At 59.1% G+C, this 20,284-nt stretch carries 29 protein-coding genes; 10 read left to right on the top strand and 19 right to left on the bottom strand.

Annotated features, from left to right (window positions below):
• Positions 1–650: 650 nt before the first annotated feature.
• On the top strand, positions 651–995 hold the full coding sequence (locus PTE31013_RS19275) for an Rmf/CrpP family protein (protein ID WP_150609362.1): 345 nt from the start codon (positions 651–653) through the stop codon (positions 993–995).
• Between the two features lie 48 nt (positions 996–1,043).
• Here PTE31013_RS19275 and PTE31013_RS19270 read toward each other — a convergent pair whose 3' ends face one another.
• The 5 genes from PTE31013_RS19270 to PTE31013_RS19250 all read right to left on the bottom strand — a co-directional run bounded on the left by PTE31013_RS19270 (position 1,044) and on the right by PTE31013_RS19250 (position 4,219).
• Positions 1,044–1,388 (bottom strand): hypothetical protein, encoded by a 345-nt coding sequence (locus tag PTE31013_RS19270; protein ID WP_150614345.1) that lies wholly within the window; start codon positions 1,386–1,388, stop codon positions 1,044–1,046.
• Positions 1,389–1,541: 153 nt separating this feature from the next.
• A complete protein-coding gene (locus PTE31013_RS19265; protein WP_150609358.1) occupies positions 1,542–1,736 on the bottom strand; it encodes a hypothetical protein in 195 nt (64 codons plus the stop codon).
• Positions 1,727–2,293 (bottom strand): hypothetical protein, encoded by a 567-nt coding sequence (locus tag PTE31013_RS19260; RefSeq protein WP_150609356.1) that lies wholly within the window; start codon positions 2,291–2,293, stop codon positions 1,727–1,729. The genes PTE31013_RS19265 and PTE31013_RS19260 overlap by 10 nt, the downstream gene beginning before the upstream one ends.
• A 578-nt stretch (positions 2,294–2,871) precedes the next feature.
• Positions 2,872–3,087: a hypothetical protein gene (locus PTE31013_RS19255; protein ID WP_150614344.1), complete on the bottom strand. Its 216-nt coding sequence runs from the start codon at positions 3,085–3,087 to the stop codon at positions 2,872–2,874.
• A 142-nt stretch (positions 3,088–3,229) separates the two neighbouring features.
• The gene (locus PTE31013_RS19250) at positions 3,230–4,219 is read right to left on the bottom strand and encodes a deazapurine DNA modification protein DpdA family protein (protein ID WP_246174730.1); all 990 of its coding nucleotides are present in this window, start codon (positions 4,217–4,219) and stop codon (positions 3,230–3,232) included.
• Between the two features lie 723 nt (positions 4,220–4,942).
• On the opposite strand from PTE31013_RS19250, the gene PTE31013_RS19245 reads away from it, so the two are divergent.
• Entirely contained in the window at positions 4,943–5,374 is a 432-nt protein-coding gene (locus PTE31013_RS19245) for a hypothetical protein (RefSeq protein WP_150614343.1), read from the top strand.
• A 243-nt stretch (positions 5,375–5,617) separates the two neighbouring features.
• Here the strand turns inward: PTE31013_RS19245 and PTE31013_RS19240 are convergent, their stop codons facing one another.
• The 8 genes from PTE31013_RS19240 to PTE31013_RS19205 form a co-directional block, all read right to left on the bottom strand.
• Complete coding sequence (locus PTE31013_RS19240) at positions 5,618–6,034, bottom strand: hypothetical protein (protein ID WP_150609346.1); 417 nt, start codon at positions 6,032–6,034, stop codon at positions 5,618–5,620.
• Positions 6,035–6,167: 133 nt separating this feature from the next.
• Positions 6,168–6,449 (bottom strand): hypothetical protein, encoded by a 282-nt coding sequence (locus tag PTE31013_RS19235; RefSeq protein ID WP_150609344.1) that lies wholly within the window; start codon positions 6,447–6,449, stop codon positions 6,168–6,170.
• Between the two features lie 128 nt (positions 6,450–6,577).
• Positions 6,578–7,201: a DUF7007 domain-containing protein gene (locus PTE31013_RS19230; RefSeq protein WP_150609342.1), complete on the bottom strand. Its 624-nt coding sequence runs from the start codon at positions 7,199–7,201 to the stop codon at positions 6,578–6,580.
• 145 nt (positions 7,202–7,346) lie between these two features.
• Positions 7,347–7,763, bottom strand: a complete 417-nt coding sequence (locus PTE31013_RS19225) for a hypothetical protein (RefSeq protein WP_150614342.1) — start codon at positions 7,761–7,763, stop codon at positions 7,347–7,349.
• Positions 7,764–8,112: 349 nt separating this feature from the next.
• Positions 8,113–8,412, bottom strand: a complete 300-nt coding sequence (locus PTE31013_RS19220) for a flagellar transcriptional regulator FlhD (RefSeq protein ID WP_150609338.1) — start codon at positions 8,410–8,412, stop codon at positions 8,113–8,115.
• 154 nt (positions 8,413–8,566) lie between these two features.
• Entirely contained in the window at positions 8,567–9,247 is a 681-nt protein-coding gene (rnc, locus tag PTE31013_RS19215; RefSeq protein WP_150609336.1) for a ribonuclease III, read from the bottom strand.
• A 93-nt stretch (positions 9,248–9,340) separates the two neighbouring features.
• Positions 9,341–10,207, bottom strand: a complete 867-nt coding sequence (locus tag PTE31013_RS19210; RefSeq protein WP_150609334.1) for a hypothetical protein — start codon at positions 10,205–10,207, stop codon at positions 9,341–9,343.
• A gap of 175 nt (positions 10,208–10,382) precedes the next feature.
• Positions 10,383–10,676, bottom strand: a complete 294-nt coding sequence (locus tag PTE31013_RS19205; RefSeq protein WP_150609332.1) for a hypothetical protein — start codon at positions 10,674–10,676, stop codon at positions 10,383–10,385.
• Positions 10,677–11,170: 494 nt separating this feature from the next.
• Between PTE31013_RS19205 and PTE31013_RS19200 the strand changes: the two genes are divergently transcribed.
• Positions 11,171–11,491: a hypothetical protein gene (locus tag PTE31013_RS19200; protein ID WP_150609330.1), complete on the top strand. Its 321-nt coding sequence runs from the start codon at positions 11,171–11,173 to the stop codon at positions 11,489–11,491.
• Between the two features lie 36 nt (positions 11,492–11,527).
• Positions 11,528–11,962 carry a hypothetical protein gene (locus PTE31013_RS19195; RefSeq protein WP_150609328.1) on the top strand — a complete coding sequence of 145 codons (435 nt, stop codon included), beginning with the start codon at positions 11,528–11,530 and terminating at the stop codon, positions 11,960–11,962.
• A gap of 160 nt (positions 11,963–12,122) precedes the next feature.
• On the opposite strand, the gene PTE31013_RS19190 is transcribed toward PTE31013_RS19195, so the two are convergent.
• Entirely contained in the window at positions 12,123–12,605 is a 483-nt protein-coding gene (locus PTE31013_RS19190; protein ID WP_150609326.1) for a hypothetical protein, read from the bottom strand.
• Between the two features lie 627 nt (positions 12,606–13,232).
• On the opposite strand from PTE31013_RS19190, the gene PTE31013_RS19185 reads away from it, so the two are divergent.
• Positions 13,233–13,916, top strand: coding sequence for a sigma-70 family RNA polymerase sigma factor (locus PTE31013_RS19185; protein WP_150609324.1), 684 nt, complete (start codon positions 13,233–13,235; stop codon positions 13,914–13,916).
• Between the two features lie 220 nt (positions 13,917–14,136).
• Here the strand turns inward: PTE31013_RS19185 and PTE31013_RS19180 are convergent, their stop codons facing one another.
• The 5 genes from PTE31013_RS19180 to PTE31013_RS19165 form a co-directional block, all read right to left on the bottom strand.
• A complete protein-coding gene (locus PTE31013_RS19180; protein ID WP_150609322.1) occupies positions 14,137–14,592 on the bottom strand; it encodes a hypothetical protein in 456 nt (151 codons plus the stop codon).
• The gene (locus PTE31013_RS19175) at positions 14,589–15,068 is read right to left on the bottom strand and encodes a hypothetical protein (RefSeq protein ID WP_150609320.1); all 480 of its coding nucleotides are present in this window, start codon (positions 15,066–15,068) and stop codon (positions 14,589–14,591) included. Before PTE31013_RS19175 ends, PTE31013_RS19180 begins: the two co-directional genes overlap by 4 nt.
• 91 nt (positions 15,069–15,159) lie before the next feature.
• On the bottom strand, positions 15,160–15,474 hold the full coding sequence (locus tag PTE31013_RS19170) for a hypothetical protein (RefSeq protein WP_150609318.1): 315 nt from the start codon (positions 15,472–15,474) through the stop codon (positions 15,160–15,162).
• Between the two features lie 26 nt (positions 15,475–15,500).
• On the bottom strand, positions 15,501–15,656 hold the full coding sequence (locus PTE31013_RS24890; RefSeq protein WP_174966673.1) for a hypothetical protein: 156 nt from the start codon (positions 15,654–15,656) through the stop codon (positions 15,501–15,503).
• Positions 15,657–15,729: 73 nt separating this feature from the next.
• Positions 15,730–15,981, bottom strand: a complete 252-nt coding sequence (locus tag PTE31013_RS19165) for a hypothetical protein (protein WP_150609316.1) — start codon at positions 15,979–15,981, stop codon at positions 15,730–15,732.
• Between the two features lie 333 nt (positions 15,982–16,314).
• On the opposite strand from PTE31013_RS19165, the gene PTE31013_RS19160 reads away from it, so the two are divergent.
• The 5 genes from PTE31013_RS19160 (at position 16,315) to PTE31013_RS19135 (ending at position 20,093) form a co-directional block, all read left to right on the top strand.
• Entirely contained in the window at positions 16,315–16,638 is a 324-nt protein-coding gene (locus tag PTE31013_RS19160; protein WP_150609314.1) for a hypothetical protein, read from the top strand.
• A 143-nt stretch (positions 16,639–16,781) separates the two neighbouring features.
• Positions 16,782–17,432: an LPD29 domain-containing protein gene (locus tag PTE31013_RS19155; protein ID WP_174966672.1), complete on the top strand. Its 651-nt coding sequence runs from the start codon at positions 16,782–16,784 to the stop codon at positions 17,430–17,432.
• 350 nt (positions 17,433–17,782) lie between these two features.
• Entirely contained in the window at positions 17,783–18,115 is a 333-nt protein-coding gene (locus PTE31013_RS19150) for a hypothetical protein (RefSeq protein ID WP_150609312.1), read from the top strand.
• A gap of 213 nt (positions 18,116–18,328) precedes the next feature.
• Positions 18,329–18,739: a hypothetical protein gene (locus PTE31013_RS19145; RefSeq protein WP_150614341.1), complete on the top strand. Its 411-nt coding sequence runs from the start codon at positions 18,329–18,331 to the stop codon at positions 18,737–18,739.
• Between the two features lie 361 nt (positions 18,740–19,100).
• Positions 19,101–20,093, top strand: coding sequence for an IS5 family transposase (locus tag PTE31013_RS19135; protein ID WP_150614340.1), 993 nt, complete (start codon positions 19,101–19,103; stop codon positions 20,091–20,093).
• Positions 20,094–20,284 lie beyond the last annotated feature (191 nt).

Genomic DNA, 20,284 nt, shown 5'->3' with positions numbered 1-20,284 from the left:
CCGCTATCACAAGCAAAATAAATGACTTGCGATTACGCCAGAAGTCAATCCTTGGCCGTCAGGCCAACGATTGGACTAAGGAACTTCAGCGTCTTGCTCTGTCTGATCGCGTCGATCAACAGAACCAGCGCGACGGAAAGCGGGAGAAAGCATCATGAGGAATAAATTCGCATTGCTTTTGGGACGCGTTGCGCATCTAGCGCTTGTGTTCGCCTTGACTACGATAGTCTGGTTTGGAATCGGCTCGCTCGGTCGATCATCGATTTGGATCTCGTTGTCTACCGGGACGACGTTGGAGAGAGTGAGTCAATGGGGCGCGAGTGTGGTGGTCGCCCTATGGATGCTCAAGCTGGTTTGGAGCATATCCGCGTCGATCGCCACATGGGTATTCCGGCGCACGACTCAAGAGCAATCGACCGTCTAGACCACGGAATCGCGTGACAAGACGGAAAAATCGAATGACGCTGATCCTCATAGCGGTTGTAGGTTCCACCGCTAATTGGGAAACCACATCGCTATTTGCGAAAGTCCCTCGATATTTGCGAGTCGTGCGCACTCCTGCAGGTCAACGGGTTTTTGCTGCGAAAGAGATATCGCAATATTAATCAATCACTTGGGTTCATGGCCGACAAGGCTCTATGGGGCGAGAAATGACGCACGGCATTGAGTCCGGCGAATACTGGGACGCCATTGAAGGCGAAGCAGTTCTTGCGGTCGAACAGGGTATGGATGCGAGCGCCTGCCCCTACGTTGCGGGCAGCGACGAAGCGAATTATTGGTTGTTCACGTTCGAGAACTTCCGCGCCCGGCCCTATGTCGAGGGCGGCGGGCGAGCGGCGCGTGCTGGCCAGCCCATTACTGCGTGTCCTTCCGGCTTAGAGTCGTCTTTGCGTGAAGCGTGGGAGCAGGGCTGGCGTGTGACGAACGACGGCGAGTTTCGCCGGTTGAAGGATCTCGAGATCGAATTCAGGGTGACGGGCGCCATTCGCAAATAGCGATTGAAATTTTCCGCTGGTTTGCAAATATCGTTCGAACTTACATTGCTACTCCGGGAGGTACTGCGGGAAGCGGTGGCGGGTCAGGCTTGACGAGTGCGGTGCCGGAGCCACCTTGGCCGCCGGCATCCAGAAGCATCCGCGCTCGAGCTGCTCGATCACGTCGAAGTGTTCGGACTCAAGCGTTAGGCACTTGCCGGAGCGGACACCATTGATCACTGCGAACAGTTGCCACAGGGCAGGCCATTGCTCATCGCCTTCGATAAGGAAGCGGAATTCGCCGTCGATGCGTATCTCGTACGACGTCGCCGACACACGCGTTGAACGAACTCGGTCCGCGTATGGGCTCGTGCGTGTGGCGTGGCGGGGCAGGGACTGGGCAGACTGACTCATGGCGGAACCTCCAAGGATGGGAACATCGTCAGTGTGTCCCGTGACACTGAAGATGCAAGCCAACGAAGCAGGCCCGCACATAAATTTGGAGAGGGAGGAACGCCTTGCGGCATCCCTCCCTCCTGTTCCTTTCGGCTTAAGCCGCTCTACACGTCAGTGACGGTGCTGCGCTACCCGAAGCCCGTCGACGACCCGTTGGTACTTCTGCAGGCTGTCCAGCACGCCCTGCGTTGCAACCATCAAGGCCTGCGTTTCCGCCTGCATGGCCGGGTGACCGTCCTTCAGACTCTCGTTGAGCGTTTTCATATAGGTTGTGTAGCTCTCGATGTGACCGTCGATCAGGCGCATGCGTCCTCCGCCGTCTCGATACGTTTACGCGCTACACACTGAACTGCGCGCGAGAGCGAGGTGTTTACGCGGTCTACGATAGCGGCACACAGTGCCTCCAGCGTATCGGCATAGACAAATCGCTCGTTGTCGACCAGGTGCGTCGTCGACTGGAACGCCCAGTGCGGCCCGGTTTCCACCCAGAGGTGCGCGGCGAAGCGTACGTCCAAGCTGTGCCGGTACCTGCAAATCTTCCTGCTGTGGCGATACTCCGCTGTCGGCATGAAAAGACGGATCTCCGCGCGAATCGTCGCCTGATCGCCGTAGATCTCGTCAGCGGACATGCCAGGCACCAACTGTCGGTCGATGTACAACGAGAAACCCATCCCTTCGGTTGAGCGCACCGGACAGCCGTCCCAGAACGACAGCGCATCATCCGGTATCCGCCACGCGTGCGCGTCAGGAAGCTTGATCCCGGCCGTCAGGATCTTTTCCGCCGCCTTTGCGCGCTCCATGATCAGGGCACCCAGTTCCTGCACCGTCGGCAGCTGCTTTTCGGTTTGCTTGTTGCTATTCATAAATCCTCCTTTGTGCCCGAATGGGGCGGTAAAAAAGGAGGTACCCGATAGGGCTGGGCCGGACTTCGCCCGGCGCAGACATGTCACGTCGGGTCTGATCACCTGACGTGAGAATGGGACTTACAGGGTGCTGGAACGCGATCAAGCTCAGGGCGAGCGGCATTCCGGTGAAATGTGTTGCCGATCAAACGGCTGCCAGCATTTTCGCAGAGCCGTTCCATACGGTCAACGCGCCATCATGGTCGGTGGTAGCGAGCGGGACCTCACAGCAGTGGCTCTGCCACGTCCTCGCGTAATGACCATCCGCCGACAATGGATCGACCGGCCTGGTGCGCGGAAGTGCGATGCGGAAGCACTCCCCACAGTGCCATAGCTTGCCTGGCGGAAGAGCGGGAACCAGTTCGAGAAGGGGAGCTGCGAACGGCATAACGTTGCTTGAGATAGTCGATTTGCTTGTATACGGTAGTTCTGTCAAATGCTTCTGGGGCGTCCTCTAAATAATCTTCGGTGACACAATACGGAAATCGGCCAGATCACGCGCTCGGCGTGTCTGGCGCTCCGTGGTTCCGATTTGATGCTTAACGGACTTCGTTCGGCAGATGGAAGTCGACGAGCAGACTGTGACCGCCGCCGTTGGGGATCTGGCGCAGCAGCGGACCTTCCGGTTCGCGGTCGTCGCGTCCGGTCTGCCAGAGATCAGTGAGTTTCTTCTTCCAATAGCGGCCGTGGCGACGTGCGAACGTCAGCAGCGCGTTGGCTTGGTCAGAGGTCAGCGATTCCTTGCGGTGCTTCATGGTTATCTCCTTCGTGCCTCTCGGGCGGTATAAAGGGAGATGCTGCAGCTCAGGGGACCTGGGGCCTTCTGAGATGCCGGAAGCGCGCACGCCCATGGGGCAGTGCGCGTTTCGGTTTAAGCTTGGATCGTATTTCGTCGGCTCAGAAAGCAAGCCGGAATTGGTCTCCCGATTTCGGTTTCATCCGCTCAATGGCGGTGTTCATCCAAGTGTCCATTTTCTCGGCACGGTGTGCCATGTTGTTGGAGATGCCGTGGCGGAACGCTTCCTGTCGCGCTCCGTAGTCCCAAGCCATGCTGTCGCACGATGCAACGATGTGGGAGTACATCTTGACGCGCTCGAGCGCAGCGCCCTTCACTCCGAACAGATGCAGCTTCGTGCCTCTCGGCAGTCGTCCTTCCAGACCGTCGAGAATGGCGAAGAGCCCGTACTTTGGATGGTGAAGGTCGCGTCGACAGACCGAACCGAGACCCATCAGCGAAGGCGGTGCCAGCCACGTGTGCCGGTCCCACACTTCCATCGTTAAGTCGAGGCTTTTCAGGTAGTCGTCTAGTTCCCAGCCCTGGCAAATCGGCACCGGCGGCTTGAGGTCGTTCGCAATCATCACCGATCGCGCCCCCTCAAGCGCGTAGTCGGCCTGCCACTTTTCGATGATCTGGAGGAGAGCCTCAAGCATCGTTGCCGTTGCCCTGATACGCCAGTCCGTGTGGATCCCACCGTTCGTGGCTTCCGGTTCGCAGCACAAGTCCATAGCGCTGTACCAAGTCGGTCGAAGCACGGCGGCGAGCTCGAGATAGTCCGCGTACGACCATGGATAGATCCCCCCGACACCAGCTTGTCTGCCCTTTGACTTGAAGTTCATCATGGCGACAAACCCTGCGGAATCCAGCGCGACGTCGACGTCCTGAAGCGGCGAATGCTGCGGCACGTCGAAGCGGCCCGTCCTGTGATTGAAGAATGCGTTTGCCGAGACCATCACGGGATATCCGCTCTCGAACGCGTGGATCGCGAGTTTTCCTCCACGGTGGGGGATTCCCGTGCGCATCACCAACTCGTCGCCGATAGGTGCGTTGATTTGTCCGTCCGGAATGACTCCTACGGGCCCGAGCAAACGCTCCATCTTACTGTTCATGTTGATCTCCTCGTGCCCGAGATGGGCGGATAAACTGAGGAGCTTAAAGCTCTGCGTAGCTGGAATGGCTAGGCAGAACGCGACGCGACGAACGAGCGTAACCTATAGACGGTCAGCGTCAGCGGATGGGGGAGGATTAAGATCGGCCAGAGGGGCCAAAGTGACTTTCGACTACGCCGGCGGCGGGCAGGCCCGGATTGATGAGATGCCGATCAAACGGCTGCAGAAATGATACCCGGATGCCAGTACGGGCGCAATCGCCGATATCCGCGGTGTATGCACCGTAGTCATGTCAGCCGAGGTCGTGGTCGACGAAATTCCGCTCGCAAGGCTTGACCACAGCCAATTCAGCCCAGGCGACTTTCTTGCACTCTCAGTAGCGAAGCGCACCACGGCGCCGATCGAACGGCTGTGGCCTGCCTACAATTACTCCGCCCCCCTTGTCGATATTCGAAAATTCGCAGTATCATTCGGTCACGCCGTTAGTTCGGCATCAATTCTGAGTCTGCTCCTGCACGCGTCCGTGACGTCCTCCCGCAGGCCTCCGGCAGACTATGACCACACGTAACGCATCCAATACGTAGCGCTTGCACAGCGGAGCACCCGCGGCAGAGTTATTCGCTGCACGTTCGACGTTGCTGACTTCCCGTCAAGGCTGCTGCCTTCACGGGGTGATAGGCCCTAGTCGTAGCCCAACGAGGCTAAAAGACCACGGAGAACAACATGTGCGATTCCGAATTGAAGCGTTTGTGGGTTGTTGCAGTATCGGCTGATGCAGGCGTAAAGCCCAGCGGCCTCATCTTCTTTCAGGCCACGGCGCCGACGAGCGCTCAAGTGCTTGAGCGCTCGGGCGGCGCTGTGGTCCTGCCGGATGGCATTGTTCAGGCACTGGACCTGACGAGCGCCGTCGCCAGAGACGCGGCGAGCCTGACGAACCTCGACGCGTGGGCGCGGGAGGTGCTGGCGGAAGGCCTGTCCGTGCGACCGCTGATTGAGGTGCCGGCGCACGCCTTCTCGGTTGTACCGAGCAAGCGGGTGGTCTACCGTAGCAAGGAGCAGTACTTCGACGACGGCGGCTGCCTGCAGGGCGAGATCCATTATGGCCGCGACGGCCAGCCGAGCAGGTGGCTGCTCGATCGCCGATTCGTCAACTGATTGTTCCTCGGGCTGCCAGGGGCAACGAAAAGGCCCGCCGTTCTCGAAGAGAGGACAGCGGGCCTTATTACGTCACAGCGCCAGTGCGCGAAGCTGAGAGTTCATTGCGCGCGTGCGCGCGCCCGAGGAAAGCACGTTTACAGCTCCAGGTAGGAGTGAGCGAACTCGACCGGAGAGGCCCCCGAGGGGTCGACAAGATTGCCAGCGGGACAGGGCCGAAGCCCCGTCCGTTCATAGTTCCCCTCAGTACGAAGCGTTGGTGATTACGCTGACGTCCACGGCGAACTCCGCGGCCGCCTTCGCAAAAATGTCATTGAGCGACACGCTCACCATGCGGCAGACATCGCCGTTGCGGATGTATGCCTTCGCATATCCCGATGCGTAGCGGGCCTTCTCGCTACCTGCCTCCATCACCACCAGCACCTCGCCTTCCTTGATGTGCGGCATCAGCATCGTCGTGACGTCGAACTCGACATCGTCCTCGAGATCCTCGTCGTACGTGTTCGATGGCCAACCGCCGTCGTCTGTATCTGCCACAAAACCGATGCGCTCGTCCTCGCTGATGACGCGCAGATCGAAGCGCTTCGCGACCTTCTCGATTTCCTCGAGGTTGCCGGGGAAGACGTAGTTCGTGCGCGCAATTCCGGTCCAATTTGCCATTTGATGCTTCTCCTTTAGATGCCCGTAGGGCGAAAAAGGAGCGGGCCGTGGCCCTGCTGAGCGGCGCTTAGCAGGATCCGGACGCGTTTTGAAGGGGTAGGTGGGGCGCATCCTTGCGGAGCGCCCCTATTGCTCAGTTCCAGTCATCGGAACCGCCGTGATGGTGATGGCCGTAACCGAGACACGAGTCGTCTTGCGACGATTGGTTCATCGCGTCGTTGGGCCACTGGTCATGATGGTGGTGATGCTGGTACGAGGAGTCCTCGTAGTGGTTGCAATTACAGGGTAGGTAGTTCCCGCACTGAGGGCAGCGGTCGAGTGCGTCCGATGCTTCTTCAATTTCGTTTGAGCCTGCTCCTGCGCGCACTGCTGCGATGAAAATGAACGCTACAGCGGCGGCGATGATCATGGTCATGATTTTCTCCTGATGCCCTGCGGGCGTGAACAAGAGAAATGGCGTTTTGTGCCATCCAGGACCCGACCGACGGTCTGGGATGGATCGGAAGCGCCGCACCCGAAGGTGCAGGCGCCGCCGATTGATGATTACGCTGCCTTGACAAGAACCTCACGCGGCCACGGCTGATGACGCGACGGGTCGATAACGAAGTCACCGGTATAACCGGGCTGTTCGTGAGCGTCAGCATATTCGGCTTCGTCGACGAGCCAGTACGTCTCGGGTGGTTTGAGCGTCCCGGAAACGCGGCCGCCGGTCACGGCAACAACGCCGACCATGCCTTTCGGCACCGTCTTGTCCCAGCTGCCAAAAGCCGCCACGACAATCTGATCGCTCTTGTGCTGTTCCAGAAAAACTTCCCGCGCGCGGCGATGGCTCATCGCCGGCGTGACTTTCTCGCCCGTCCAGGCTTCCCAGACTTCCGGCATCCAGTTCACAACCGTGCGCCGCGCCACTTGGATAGCGCCATCGTCGAAGTACATCTGGAAGGCAAGGGCGACGAGCGTCCATTGCTCGTCCTCTTCGAACCAGGCGCCACAATCTACCTCGAGTTCCTTCGGGCGAAGGCCGTCGGGCATGGATGCGACGCGTTCCTGGCTGAGCCAGTATCCACCGTGACTGCCAGTCGTATACCGCACGATGCCTTCCGCAACGATGGTGGTCGTATGCGGGGCGCCCCAGGGAGTGTGTTTCGGGTAGATGGTGGTGTTCATGATTCTCCTTTCTGCCGAGTTGGCGGTTAAAAAAGGAGGAGGCGATAGCCCTGAGGAGACGTGCTCTCCGGGGCCTAGCAGATCATTCGGATAATGCCTGTCCAGAAGGACAGGCACCGCCGAAAGCTACTTTGATGCTTGCGAGTTATGCCGCGACAGACGAGTTGAGTTCACGGATCATCGTTCCGGCCGTCGAATAGCCGTAGTGAACGACCGCCGCGGCGACAATTTCGGCGCGGGTGGCATTCGAGATGTTTTCCTCGACCCACGTTTCCGCAGCGACCAACGCTGATTCCTGCTCATCGCGAGAATCGCCCGCCATGTTGGCGCACTGGCTGCCCAGATGCGCCTTCAAGTCGTCGACGATGGTCCACCACGTATCCTCGTCGAACTGCGCTACGTTGCCACCGCTCTCGAGCTGCTCGATCAACGTGACAACGGACGCATCGGCCAGAGCCTCCTTCAGTTCGGTGCGAAACTCCTGAACCAGGATCAGTTGATCGCCGAACACGATTTCGTGCTGCGTACGGATAACGCAAAAGGCTTGAAGATTACGGTTCATGGTGCTCTCCTGATTGCCACAGTGTGGCGATGAAAAAAGAGAGCTCCGTGGACACTAGCGAACCTATATAGAGCGGGGTTCAGCGTGCCGGAGGAAGGTCGACGCTCAATTGAACGACGTTCAGTTGAGTGTGACGAGGGGGACTTGATGGAGTACAGACAATGCCGACCGAACGGCTGAAGACATTCTATGCGACTGCGGCAGGTGGAGGCAAGCACCCTGCACAGCAATTCCAAAGAGTTAATTCGATAAGTTAAGTTTGTCCAAACAAACTTTTGACGGGAGGGCGTCAGCTATACGCCGCGCGGGGTGAATAGATCAAAACTATGAATAAATGGAACAGCAAGTGCTAGGCGGACGAGGCCTCTTCGGACTCGATCTTCTGCGCGATACCCGGTCCGACCTTCGCTGCGAGCGTGCGAAGGAACTGCACGTCGTTGAACCTGACGCGGAGAAGCAGTTGAGGGGTCCGCGCAAGCCTGGCGAGCTTGTCAGGCTTGCTATTCACTATTGCGGCTGCAATTTCTTCGGACAGTCCGAATGTGTCAACCGCCGTCGCGAAATCCGCCAGGAGGTTGCGGTGCAGCATCGTCAGGTACGCCAGATTCAGCCGGTAAATCTCGCCGAGTATCGTTGAATTTTGCAGCATGCTGGTTCCATCTACATGGTCATGACGGGAATCCACGGATCGTGACAAAGGGCGCGCAGGCCGCTAAATGAGGGGAAGGGTCCTTGCGATGAAGCGGTTGCGTGAGAATGCAAACCGGCGCGAGGAGGTTTTTTTGCGCGGGAGTGACCCGTTGTCAGGCCGCTGTGCGCGTCTCGAGAATGGAGAGCATACGGTGGGCTGCCTCGCGCTCGGCGACCCGGCGATTTGGGCCAATGCCGGTTGTGCGCAGACCGCGGGAGGTAATGACACACTCGCTCTCGTAGCGTCGAGGCTGTTCGTCGTCGAAGATCGCGACGATGCGGTACGTCGGTACAGGTACACGCTTCGCCTGCAGTAACTCCTGCAAGCGTGTTTTAGGATCCTTGCCGAAGTGGCGGATGTCGATCGTGTCGAGGACCGGCGTATAGATCCGGCGCACGAGACGCTCGGCTGGTGGAAATCCGCCGTCGAGGAACACACCGCCTAGCACTGCCTCGAAGGCATCTGCAAGGATCGAAGGACGTACAAGTCCGCCGGCACTGATCTCCGCGTCGCTCAATCGTAGCCACGAGCTGAGATTTAGCGCCACAGCGATCTCATGGAGCGTCGACTCTCGCACAAGATTCGAGCGGATGCGCGACAGCCCGCCTTCGGAAAGTCGTGGGAAGCGTTTGTAGAGAAGGGCGGTGACCGAACCACTGAGGATCGAGTCGCCCAGGAGCTCAAGGCGCTCGTTGTGATCCTCGGAAAAGGACCGATGCGTCAATGCCAGCTCGAAAAGCGAGCGATCGCTGAACGTATAGTCCAGAAGCTGTTCGAGGGCCGTGGGAGTCATGCGGCGAGTATAGAGGGCGGTCGATGCTAGTACCGCACGAATATGGCAGGGCGGGACCACAACATTTGGGTGCCGTGGTACCAAACCGCGCGCTCAATCCCGAGGGCCGGCAACCAGTGAGCCGAGCCAAGTTGCCATCGTGCCTACGGACGCGCGGATCACGCCTGCCTCAAGGAAATGCCAGAAGGCCGGGTCCTTCACCTGTATCAAGTCCCATTTGGCGTGGACGGCGCCATGATCGGCCGCCGACACAGGCCAGCAGATGGTGACGGCGGAGAGCTGCACGCCCATCTCCTTGGCGAGGTACTGTCGCACGGTGGCCGCGGTGTCGGGCATCACCACGAGCACATGCGCGAAGCCGGCCAGCTTGTCCGCGACTCTCTGCGCGTCGAGGTGCATAGAGTCCTGGATAAACCGGTTGAAGAGCAGAACAGGAAGGGTGCGTGTCGGGGAGGCGAGCAGGTCCAATACCGGCGCCACGTCTAATTTCGTCACCATGCGCGGTTTAGTCTGCACCTGCGTCTTGTCGTCGAGCAAGGCGCAGTTCCGCACGAGCGACGAGATCACTGACGAACGCCTCATCGGGACAACCATGTTGCGGCCCGGGGCGACGCTCACGCGCACGCCGATCACGTCACCTGAGCCGTCGTCCCCCACGAAGACTTCGTGCCGCCATATGCGGCCATCAATCTTCCGATCGAAGCTATCGCGACGCATCAGCCACAGGCCGGTGTCGATGCCCCGCAGCACAGACACCACCCCTCTCTGCAAATGAGCTGTGAATACGGCGCCAGCGGGCGCTGCTGGCGGGAGTGCGCGCCAATCGAAGGAACCATCAGATCGTCGCGGGAGCGTCCACCGCAGAGCGATTTCGCGGCACAGCGCGCGACTCTCAGCCCCGTGGCGGTGGCTACGGAAGCGAATCTGGTGGAGGGGGAAGAAATGTTCAGTATCGCCCATGAGCAGGATTCCTCTTCAATGAAAGGAGCCGGCGATCGCGCCAGCCAAAATCAGGCTATGGGAGCGTTAGTGAAATGCAAACGCAGGTCAGCGAAGCGGATATTCTGGCCTTCAAAACGACGGCGGGCAGCCGTTTGACGGGCTGCCCGAGCGATGTTGATGCGAGGATATGCGATTAGGTCGGATCTGCGTAGCGGCGATCAAGCGGCCCGTTCTCGCCGAAGTCGTCCGTGTGCTGAGGTCGCCTGCGTGCGATGTTCGGGTGACACACCTCACCATCAGCACAACCGCGCATCAGCATGTGCTCGGGGCGATCCTTGTGATCATCGTAGTAGCGGGACTCAGAGTGCTGAGCCAGCGAGGTGATTGAGTGAAGTGCATCATGGACGAGCATGTCCACGAGCGACGTGCGGAAAATGCTGCTGAAAAAGTATACCAGCAGGAACGTCAGGAACGAGAAGCGAAACATACGGACTCCGGAAAAGGACGGGGCATGTCCGTAGGCTATGGGGCCGGATAGATATTGCAAGTCGATAGGCGGCTTATGGCGCCGCGGGAGAATAGGTGATCATCCGGCGACTCTTTTGTCCACAAGCGTGGGAGGGCTCCGTGGCACTATCCTCCCCGGCTTGGGTCTTCTGGCATGTAGATCGGGCCTGATCAAGTGTCGTGGTTTTTCACGTCTTCAGCCATGCGTCCGCCCCGGCGCATGGTTTTTTTTTGCCGGTGTTCGGTCGTGACGCGACCGAAACTGGAAGCATCTGATCCTATGAAGTAATTTCATTCCCGAGTCGTCAATTTCGGAATCGTGCAAATTGCGGAGAATGGTTCAAGAGGTTGACCATGCGCGAATGCGTCTCCGTGACGGGGTGCTTTCTGATCGCGAGCTAGTCCATTTGCACAGAAAATTTCAACGTTCTGTCCCGGCCTCGAAGGGCTATCTCGAATTCTACGGAGTCACCCATGACGCGAGTTGGGCCGATCCGCGGTGCAATTATCATCGCTACCATACTGACCGCCGGCGCGGCGAGCGCCCAACAATTGCCCACGGCATCACCTGGCGGCACCTGCAGCACACCCGGGGTAGCCGCCACTTACGGACAGAACGGCATGCTGATTTGCAGCGCCTCGCTGACCTGGAAGCCCGCGATCACGGCCTCGACGCCATCCAACGACGGCGGCCTGGTATCGACCGTTGGTCAGCGAATGGGACGTGCCATGGCCACAATCGTCGACGGGACGGCCAAGTTCGTTCACGACATGCTCTCGCCGAGCTCGAACTGAGCTCGCACTGCTTTGCAAAACCACCGGAGACACTTCATGAATAAAGCCGTGACCGGCGTGTCGGACACTGCCGAGCGGAGTGAATCAGCCTCGCGCAAAGCGATCACCGAACTCGGTGTGTACTTTCACGGCAACCGGGGCAAGCTACGCGTCGCCAGATTCATCTGCCAGGTGCTCGTTGCCTCGACGATCGTGTTTGCCCTCATATCGTTGATCGACCTAGGCAGTCTCTTACTGGATGCAATCCTGCTCGTAGCGAACTCGCCGTCCGTAGGCGGCGACCACGCTCAGCGCTTTATGATGGACCTTCCGACCCGGAACTTCATCCTCTCCGCCTCCGATGTGTTTGTGCAGCATGTAACCTTCAACGCAATCGCCTCACTGCTCCTGACAGCCACGGCTGAGATCTACTGGACAATGCGTCGCGCGAGCCGTCTGATGCCGCCGGCTCGAGCTTTCAAGCGCAACTGACGGGGAGAGTAGGAGGGGAGGTTTTCAGGCCTGTTGGTCTGAGTGCGCGCCGTTTCACAACCCCCTCCCACTGCCTGCCGACAACATGTGCGGGCCCGCATCGAAACCTGCCGGGTCGGGTTCAATGGTTCGACTTGGGCGGTGGCGACTCGGCCAAGAATCACTTTAGCGTCAGCCAAAAAATGCCGCGCGCGTTGCTCGAGGCGGCATAGAGGTCCAGTTCGTGGCGAAGCCAGTCGGCGTGACGGCTGACTGTCGCGATCGAGAACGGGCGACCCCGCTCGCCGAGGTGCTGCATGATCGTACGCCAAGCGTTCGGGTCAAAGCTTCGTGGACCGATGAATTTCAGTGCGTGGGTTCCCTCCAAATCCTCCAACGAAGGCGAATATGTCGTCTTTCCTCCCCCCGGATTTGCATTCGGGCCTAAAGTTTTTCCAGAAATAAGCGTTAATACCGTATTCGCCCCAGAGTCAGGCGTGCCGGTTACAACAACGTTTCGGCCCAGTTTGATTGCTCTGCGGGCAACGAGCGCACAGAAAATCAAACTTGCCCAAGACAGCAGGGCAAAGCGTCCTTTCTTGTGACCGTAACCGGAACGAGAAATGTCATTTTTGCGCAGGGGCAGGTTGTTCCAGTTGGACATAGCGCTAATAGTGGTAGAGATGCGATCCGGAACCGGCGAGGACGTGCACCGCCGACTTGTATGCCAAAAACAACACAACCGTAGCGACCAGGGTACGGAGGATGCGGACGCGCAAGCGGCGGCGGCCACCGTAGTAGTGGTGGTGGTGGACAGTTTTGTGGGATGAATTTTTGCGCCGCATGGTGCCTCGAATTTCCCTTCGGGACTGCGAAATGCAAACGTTAGTATCAACGACAGCGTTCTGGTCGGTGAGAGAGTGTGTTTTGGATGGCGAAACGTATGGCGTTTTCTCAAATCGAATTGTGCGGCCTTTGCATCAGATTCTCGAATTCAATTAACCCCGAATTAACGTAATTTTTTAGTTGCGAGCCTATTTGCAAGCATCGGAAAATTGATAAGATAAGCAAGTACTTCAAACCTCCTCGTGCAGACGAGGTTGTGTCAGGTCCCTCTAGCGGGGAGAGGATCGCATAAGAGGAGGGTGAAGCGCTTGTGATTGACGAGCATTTCGGTGTAGTCCGGTGAGCACTGAACTGACTCGTCAACCAAGCCGAGTTCGGCTGCCACGTATGGCGATGCAATGAGAACAATGAAATAAGCAGTTAGACCACGACGAGCCAAAGAAGAATGGATCACCGAGTTTCAGATTTGAGCAAGGCACAGCTCTGTAGCCTGTTTGCGGACAAAATTCCGCGGATGGTGAAGCGGCTTTGCGGCGGGTTTGGCCAGACCCTCGACGACCGCATGCAATCGGCATGGACCGAATTGATCCAATACGCCCAGACCAACCAGGATTTGGAGGTTCAGGTATTCATCCCGCGGGCCATGTCCCGCATCCGTGGCGCCGTAATCGACGAGATGCGCGCGGATGATCCACTCTCTCGCACACAGCGCGTTCAGGCGAAGAAGATTAGCGCCGCAGCCAGCGCGGTGTCGGGGCGCACAGGTAGAAAACCGACAGCGAAGGAAATTGCACAGGAGTTGGGGCTGACGGTCAGCGACGTGCACGACATGATCCACCGCCTGCAGACTGACGTCATCATCTACTCCTGCGAGGAGATCGAGGAAGCCAACATCGAGAGCTTCACGGACACAGCCCTAGACAACCTCATCCTCGAACAAAGCATCCAGAAGCTGCTGGACGCAATCGAAACACTCTCGGCACGTGACCGGGAAGTCATCGAACTTCGCTACTACCATGGCCTCACGAACCGCGAGATCGCCAAGCGACTCAACATCGGCGATAGCCGCGCAACTGCACTGCATCAGCGTGGCGTAGAGAAGCTGCGCAAATTCCTCGTTCCCGCCTAGGGCTGTTGCCGGCCGCTGGCGTAAGCCTCGGCCGGCCTACATCACTTCGCCTTTGACTTCAGCGACGCGATTGCGCGGTGCTCCAACGCCCTGGCTGCTGTGAACTTCTGCGTGCGGCACGGACGGCGATGCCGAACGAACCGAAGCTGACCTGAACCGAGTTGCCGCCCCCGATGGCGGCCAAGATCGTCTCACGCGCCCCCTAGATCGCGCAGGGTAACTAGGGGAGTGGGACACGAGCCTGGAGGCAGGCCTGCGTAGGCGTCATGGCCAGATCCAGCGGATGCTGCAAGGCAAGCGCGGCTGCATAAAGCTCGCCAGCATATATGGCGGGGTTCGACGCGATCGTGCGTTCGAGCGCGGCGACTGCACCGTCGAGATCGGAGACACCGGCTTCGGCCAGCTGCCCACGAAAGCAGATCTCGGCGATGCCAGCGCGTTGGGTCATCCCCTGATCGTATTGTTGCGTTTGAGCCGTCGCCAACCACAACTCGCCGGCAGTCCGTGCGTATGTCATCGCGGCCGCGGCGAGGGGTGTTCCATTTCCGTACTGCTGTACCACGTAGTCGATCACGCGCTGTCGGTACACTTCCTCGTCGTCCCGCTGGCCCGCTCGCGCGGACGACAGGACCGCGAGACCCGCCAGGGTGACCGCGGCCAGGAATGAGTACTTCATTCGCCGCCGCGAAGAGACTGCTCCGTCGGCGCCCACCGGAAGGCGCTCGCGGCATCGAGCATTTCGTCGATACGATCCGGGTCAGGCGAGAAGGCCTGGCACAAGACGGGGTAGGCATCGTCGGCATCGTCACGCAGCCAGATCTCGGTTTGCGTGGTGTGAAGTGAACGCAGCTTAGCGGTCCGCGCACCATGGACCGCCAAGCGCCACGACGAGCGTTGCATGAACTCGCCTAGCATCGGGGTTTCCGGATGGACCGGCAAACGCTCACCGCGATAATCGGAGAGGGCCTGCGTGAGCAGATCCTTCACACGGGTAGGATCGAGGCGCTTCTCGCTCATCATCACCAGTACCACGCGATTGGACTCTTCCTCCTCAAGTTCCCCCACGCACGGCGCGAGGGTGAGATTGAGCGCCAGCGCCCACAGGCGGGGCGATTGTTCGAGGCGAGGAAGCTGGAAAGCATCCGTGATCATGCAAAGTTCCTGGTCTGGGTCTGTGGATCGGTTGGCGCAATGTCGTCCCATCAATCCCACATTACGGCAGAAACGATGATAGTTTTTCCCCTTAAAACAAAAAAAATTTGGCTCTATTCGTGTCGGTTGGGCCAGAGTGGAAGCACATGACCTTGAAGGCGTCGTGCGGCACGTGCATCAACTGGCCGTTGGGCAGGATGACGGCCACCTCGCCATTCGACTCCACGAAGCACGGGTAACGTGTGCCGATGTAGGCGATCGGATAATGCTGAGGCTCGACGCACAAAGGAGCCTCTGGCACACACGTGCGCAGCATCAGCACCGTAGAGGGGACCTTTTCGCCGAACGGGTAGGCGGCAGAACGAGTTTCGAGGGCAGGGCTGTCGGTCGGGGCAATGGCGAACAAGCGGTGAAGCTCCGGTAGAGGCTAGGTCACTCGAGAACTTTGCGGACGGCGTGGACGGCGCACGCTGCAGCCAGCAGAGAGCCGCCTCCCAGCAAGATCAGCACCTCGTCGGACCAGTTCGCGAAAAGTGCGTCGAGCACGGTCGGGGTGTTGGAAGCACGCCAGAATACTGCAAGCGACATTATGAACGCCGCCGCGACAATAGTCGTGCATGCAATCACGGCAAGCATTCGCACAAGCAGACTGTACGACGGTTCAGATGCGTCGCAGCGCGTTCGCTGGCGCCAGCGGGAAAATCTCGCGGATCGAATGGGCAATTGACCTCCGGAAATGGGAAGCGAGTCGTCGAAACTCTACCACCCAAAGCGCGGTCAGCAATACGCTGGCCGAATGTTCGGGTGAAAGCGAATTCAACTGCATAGAGTCTGACGCCCGCTCCAACAAACGCAAATTCGAGGCGATTGCATTGCCCGAAATCCCATGATAATGTCCGTTCCAGCCGTTCACTCGGCATCTCTTCACTGGTGCGGCCTCAGGGCTCTAACGCACCGCGGGGCTACTCTCAGGCCCAAGAAATCTCCCAATCTTGTCCTCGGCAGGGCACATCCATGCCTCGCACGCCTTCGCTATTTACTCGGCTGCCTGCCCCTAAAACGCGTCGCGGCTCCTTCAATGCCGGTAGCCAATCTCTGGCTGTTCAACCACCCACTTGGCGCACGCTTGAGCAACCAGATGGACGCCTCCCTCCTCACGGAGGGCTCACCTGAGTATCTCGCTCAGGTGAGCTCGGAAACGACTCGATCTTTTCTCAACGCCGATGCCGGTAGAAAAGGACGAACGATGAAAAGCAACGAAAAGGCGGCGCTGACCGCTTCCCTCATATCGGGCAATCTCGTCTGGTCGGTGCAAATGCACCCGATATACGACGCGGTCGCCGAGGTCCGCTTGATGGGGGATGGTCGATACCAGATCTGGCATCACTATGGTGAGGGTTCGATCGCCTGGGCCGATGATATCGCCGCCCCTACTGCACGATTGGATCAAGCAATCGAGATCGTGAAGGGCTACCAGAAAGTATTCGCCTGCAACCTTGGGCACGCCGCGGCAGCACGCGCAGAGAGCATCAACCAGTCCGCGGGCGGCATGCGTATGTCCCTCAATTAATCAGGAACCATAGCAGACGTCGTCCAACGGGACGCGTCTGCCCCCCCCACGTCTGCCCATACTCCGCGCATCGGCAGGTGATCGAAATGATCGGTCACGGCTCCTGTTTCACCACCGCCGGCATTCCGGCATAGGAGCCAACCATGAACAGCAACCTCTCCGTAGCTTCCGCGTCGAGCCTCCCGGCAACCTCGAATCGACGCGACCTGAGCTGTACCGAAACGGCCAAGATCCTGCGGCAAAGTCTGAAGGAGGCCTTCCCTGGGATCAAATTCAGCGTCCGCAGCAGTAAGTACTCTGGCGGCGCGTGTATCGACGTCAACTGGGAAGATGGTCCGAGCGAGGCGCAGGTCGATCCGATCGTGGACCGATTCCGCGGTGCGTACTTCGACGGGATGGAGGACTACAAGGGCAGTCGCTTTGCGATGATGACGACCGGGGCCGGCCTCGAGCAGGTTTCATTCGGCGCCGACTTCGTCAAACTTAGTCGCTACCACAGCGATCAGGCTCTCCAGCGCGCGATCGGTGCGGTATTCCGCCGTTATCGTACGAACTTCCGCGAAGCTAGCATAGAGATGCCGGCCGTTCGGGAATACCGCGACGGCAGCCTCTACAACGTTCGCCTGCGGGGTGTCCACGGCCAGCATGGTGGCGACTCGCTGCAGGACTCGATCCGTCTCGCCGCCGGAAAGCACACCTTCGTGCTCAAAGTCGAGAAAAGCAAGACTGCCGCCTCGATCTTCGTGACGCATACGGACGGGCGCCCCCACGCGCCTCCCGTGTTGAACGATTAAACGCAACCGAACGCCGCCCGCCCCGAAGGTTTGGGGGGGGCGGCGCTGTTGTTCCTCTCGGCGAATTTGCGGTATAGTCGGTGCACGCCTGGCTGCAGGCATCCGCTTTATAAACGCGCTTTCGTGCGCCGTGTCCGGCCCCTTCGAAATCATCGCTCGCTCGAGCGCCCGCAATTCTCCAGTACGCATCGGGTTGTGCCGTGAAGGTATTCACGCCACAGTCTGCTTTCTTTTGCGATCGCGCGTGCCGATTTACCCGCCAGATCTCTGGCACAACTCTTTAATCATGAACCCACGCGGGGCACGTCTCCGTCGAGGGGCTGCTCCGTCATTCGAAAGGAGCTGGAGAAATGAATACCCAAGCAATCGAACATGTCGAAGCAGCATCCGCCAATGTCGAAGCCGGTGTTACTGTTTCCGTCATCGCGTGGATGTCCGCAGCAGGCTGGAGCTTCGAATGGTTCTACTCGTCCTTCAAGGCCGAGGAACTGTTCGGCCAGGCCAAAGTTGACTGCGAAGATCGTAATGAGTGCGGCACCCGCGTGGTGCTTTGCGATGTGGAAGTGTCCTCGTACGAAACTGCGTCGGAGGAAATCGAGGCTCACCTCGACCAAATCCTCGCGGGAGCGAGTACGTATCCGGCGCCGGACGCACGTCTGAAGGCGGACCGCACGCTGCATTAAGCGAAACCGGACGCGCGGCCACACGAAAGTGTGCGCCGCGCCCCACCATTACGCATTCCATGGTCTGCGACCACGGCATGCGGTACGCGACGGCTGCCAGATGGCGGCGCTGGTGCGAACTACTCCAGATTTTCACCGCCGATACCGGCATTTTTTCAACCCTGTGTGGGCACTCCCACCAGGGCGTGCTCCACGTTGAATCTGGAGCATGTCATGACATCGCAAACGATTGGCCTCGAAACGAAGATCCTCGCGGATTTCCGTCGATACCTTGGCCAGACCGTTCGTGTGAGCCGCATCATGGTGGAAGAGAGAGGCTACTCAATCTACCGGACTCTCTCGCGACCCGCGCTGGTCAAAGTGATGCCGACGGATCGCGCAAAGATCCTTCACTATTCCACCGCTGATCGGATCACCCCGGAATGGAACGTCCGGCTCGTCGAGCGGCACGAAGAGATTCCACCAGGGGCTTCCCTGCAGGTCTTCGGCACGACTCGGCAGGCGGATAGCGAATCGTTCCTCGGCGACGTTGAACTCGTCACGATGACTGCCTCGCTGATGACAAAGATGGCGATGCGTTCGGCACGCAGCTTCGTTGGCGTGTACCGCAAGATGTTTGCATAAACATCAACCACAGCAACACCGGGGCGCAGTCCCCGGTGTCCCTCCCAACTAACGTTTGAGTGATCTGGCCGCGGCGCCCCACCGCGTATTCAGTACCAACGACCTGGCGATCACGAGGCCAATCGCGAAGATCTCGCCGAGCACCTTTCCTCGAAAGGGATGACGCCGCGATCATCGTGGACTAGGCTGAAGTAGTGGCTGCCTATGTGTCTGGTCTCATTGGGGATGAACACGGCCCTAACTTCACCCCACCAGGGGAAATTAAAACACCTAGGGAAACACTGATTTATTCAGCTCGGTGGTCATCGCTGCCCCTGCCGAGGGCGTTGTAGAAGATAGTTCACGGAATGGACCCACGACGATGAAGCGGCAGATGAGCTTTGCGGAAGCGGAAAGCGCTGGCAAGAGGCGCCTGACCAGGCGCCAGCGTTTTCTGGACGAGATGGAGAAGCTTGTGCCGTGGTCGCGGTTGCTGACGGCCATCGAGCCGCACTACCCGAAGGGGGAGCGCGGCCGCCCACCGATAGGTCTGGAGCGGATGCTTCGAATCTACTTCCTGCAGCAGTGGTACAGCCTGTCGGACGAAGGGCTGGAGGACGCGCTGTACGACAGCATCGCGATGCGGGCCTTCGCCGGGATTGATCTGGCCGTCGAGAACGTGCCGGATGCGACCACGCTGCTGAAATTCCGGCGCCTGCTGCTCGAGCATGACCTGACGCGCAAGCTGTTCGACGAGATTGGTATCTCGCTGTGCGAACGCGGGCTGATGATGAAGGAAGGCACGCTGGTCGATGCGACGATCATCGAAGCCCCGCCGTCGACCAAGAACGCGGAGAAGCGTCGCGATCCGGATATGAATCAAACGAAGAAAGGCAACGAGTGGCACTTCGGCATGAAGGCGCACATCGGTGTCGATGCCGATTCGGGGCTGGTTCACAGCGTGGTCGGCACGTCCGCCAACGTGTCGGATGTTTCGCAAGCGCACGCGCTGTTGCACGGCCACGAACAGGAAGCGTTCGGCGACGCGGGCTATATCGGCGTAGACAAGCGCGATGAAATGAAAGGCCGGTCGGTAAAGTGGCGCATGGCGGCCAAACGCGGCAAGATCAAGGCGATGCAGGACGGTCCGCTGAAGGATCTGGTGATCGAACTCGAGCGAACCAAGGCGCAAATCCGCGCGCGGGTTGAGCATCCGTTTCATGTCATCAAGAACCTGTTCGGTCATCGCAAGGTGCGCTACAAGGGGCTGCTCAAGAACACGGCGCAACTGTTCAGTCTGTTCGCCCTGGCGAACCTGGTGATCGCGCGAAACCGGCTGCGGTCGATTCATGGGAGCAATCCGTCATGCGTGTGAAAGATGCGGGAAATGACGCGCATCCTCGGTTCAAACTTCTCCGAATGAGTGCCGCTTTACTTCGGCATCCGGAAATTCCGCGCCAGCGTCGTCGACGACATCGCGCGAACGCCTTTTAATCAGCGATTCCCTAGGCGCCAGTGCAATCGTATCCGCTTGCAAATCCGCGCGGCGGCGCCACATCGCAAGAC

Origin of the sequence: Pandoraea terrigena, assembly GCF_902459705.1 — a bacterium.
GTDB classification, from domain to species: Bacteria; Pseudomonadota; Gammaproteobacteria; order Burkholderiales; family Burkholderiaceae; genus Pandoraea; species Pandoraea terrigena.
This window is presented reverse-complemented; position numbering and strand designations above follow the sequence as displayed.

Excerpts from the sequence above, each read along its gene's own strand:
- PTE31013_RS19225 (WP_150614342.1), bottom strand. The coding sequence starts at position 7,763 with ATGAACCGTAATCTTCAAGCCTTTTGCGTTATCCGTACGCAGCACGAA.
- PTE31013_RS19250 (WP_246174730.1), bottom strand. The coding sequence starts at position 4,219 with ATGAACAGTAAGATGGAGCGTTTGCTCGGGCCCGTAGGAGTCATTCCG.
- PTE31013_RS19155 (WP_174966672.1), top strand. The coding sequence starts at position 16,782 with ATGAACAGCAACCTCTCCGTAGCTTCCGCGTCGAGCCTCCCGGCAACC.
- PTE31013_RS19160 (WP_150609314.1), top strand. The coding sequence starts at position 16,315 with ATGAAAAGCAACGAAAAGGCGGCGCTGACCGCTTCCCTCATATCGGGC.
- PTE31013_RS19210 (WP_150609334.1), bottom strand. The coding sequence starts at position 10,207 with ATGGGCGATACTGAACATTTCTTCCCCCTCCACCAGATTCGCTTCCGT.
- PTE31013_RS19175 (WP_150609320.1), bottom strand. The coding sequence starts at position 15,068 with ATGATCACGGATGCTTTCCAGCTTCCTCGCCTCGAACAATCGCCCCGC.
- PTE31013_RS19235 (WP_150609344.1), bottom strand. The coding sequence starts at position 6,449 with ATGACCATGATCATCGCCGCCGCTGTAGCGTTCATTTTCATCGCAGCA.
- PTE31013_RS19195 (WP_150609328.1), top strand. The coding sequence starts at position 11,528 with ATGAATAAAGCCGTGACCGGCGTGTCGGACACTGCCGAGCGGAGTGAA.
- PTE31013_RS19245 (WP_150614343.1), top strand. The coding sequence starts at position 4,943 with ATGTGCGATTCCGAATTGAAGCGTTTGTGGGTTGTTGCAGTATCGGCT.
- PTE31013_RS19255 (WP_150614344.1), bottom strand. The coding sequence starts at position 3,087 with ATGAAGCACCGCAAGGAATCGCTGACCTCTGACCAAGCCAACGCGCTG.
- PTE31013_RS19145 (WP_150614341.1), top strand. The coding sequence starts at position 18,329 with ATGACATCGCAAACGATTGGCCTCGAAACGAAGATCCTCGCGGATTTC.
- PTE31013_RS19180 (WP_150609322.1), bottom strand. The coding sequence starts at position 14,592 with ATGAAGTACTCATTCCTGGCCGCGGTCACCCTGGCGGGTCTCGCGGTC.
- PTE31013_RS19265 (WP_150609358.1), bottom strand. The coding sequence starts at position 1,736 with ATGCGCCTGATCGACGGTCACATCGAGAGCTACACAACCTATATGAAA.
- PTE31013_RS24890 (WP_174966673.1), bottom strand. The coding sequence starts at position 15,656 with ATGTCGCTTGCAGTATTCTGGCGTGCTTCCAACACCCCGACCGTGCTC.
- PTE31013_RS19270 (WP_150614345.1), bottom strand. The coding sequence starts at position 1,388 with ATGAGTCAGTCTGCCCAGTCCCTGCCCCGCCACGCCACACGCACGAGC.
- PTE31013_RS19185 (WP_150609324.1), top strand. The coding sequence starts at position 13,233 with ATGGATCACCGAGTTTCAGATTTGAGCAAGGCACAGCTCTGTAGCCTG.
- PTE31013_RS19150 (WP_150609312.1), top strand. The coding sequence starts at position 17,783 with ATGAATACCCAAGCAATCGAACATGTCGAAGCAGCATCCGCCAATGTC.
- PTE31013_RS19230 (WP_150609342.1), bottom strand. The coding sequence starts at position 7,201 with ATGAACACCACCATCTACCCGAAACACACTCCCTGGGGCGCCCCGCAT.
- PTE31013_RS19275 (WP_150609362.1), top strand. The coding sequence starts at position 651 with ATGACGCACGGCATTGAGTCCGGCGAATACTGGGACGCCATTGAAGGC.
- PTE31013_RS19190 (WP_150609326.1), bottom strand. The coding sequence starts at position 12,605 with ATGTCCAACTGGAACAACCTGCCCCTGCGCAAAAATGACATTTCTCGT.
- PTE31013_RS19260 (WP_150609356.1), bottom strand. The coding sequence starts at position 2,293 with ATGAATAGCAACAAGCAAACCGAAAAGCAGCTGCCGACGGTGCAGGAA.
- PTE31013_RS19240 (WP_150609346.1), bottom strand. The coding sequence starts at position 6,034 with ATGGCAAATTGGACCGGAATTGCGCGCACGAACTACGTCTTCCCCGGC.
- PTE31013_RS19135 (WP_150614340.1), top strand. The coding sequence starts at position 19,101 with ATGAAGCGGCAGATGAGCTTTGCGGAAGCGGAAAGCGCTGGCAAGAGG.
- PTE31013_RS19205 (WP_150609332.1), bottom strand. The coding sequence starts at position 10,676 with ATGTTTCGCTTCTCGTTCCTGACGTTCCTGCTGGTATACTTTTTCAGC.
- PTE31013_RS19200 (WP_150609330.1), top strand. The coding sequence starts at position 11,171 with ATGACGCGAGTTGGGCCGATCCGCGGTGCAATTATCATCGCTACCATA.
- PTE31013_RS19220 (WP_150609338.1), bottom strand. The coding sequence starts at position 8,412 with ATGCTGCAAAATTCAACGATACTCGGCGAGATTTACCGGCTGAATCTG.
- rnc (WP_150609336.1), bottom strand. The coding sequence starts at position 9,247 with ATGACTCCCACGGCCCTCGAACAGCTTCTGGACTATACGTTCAGCGAT.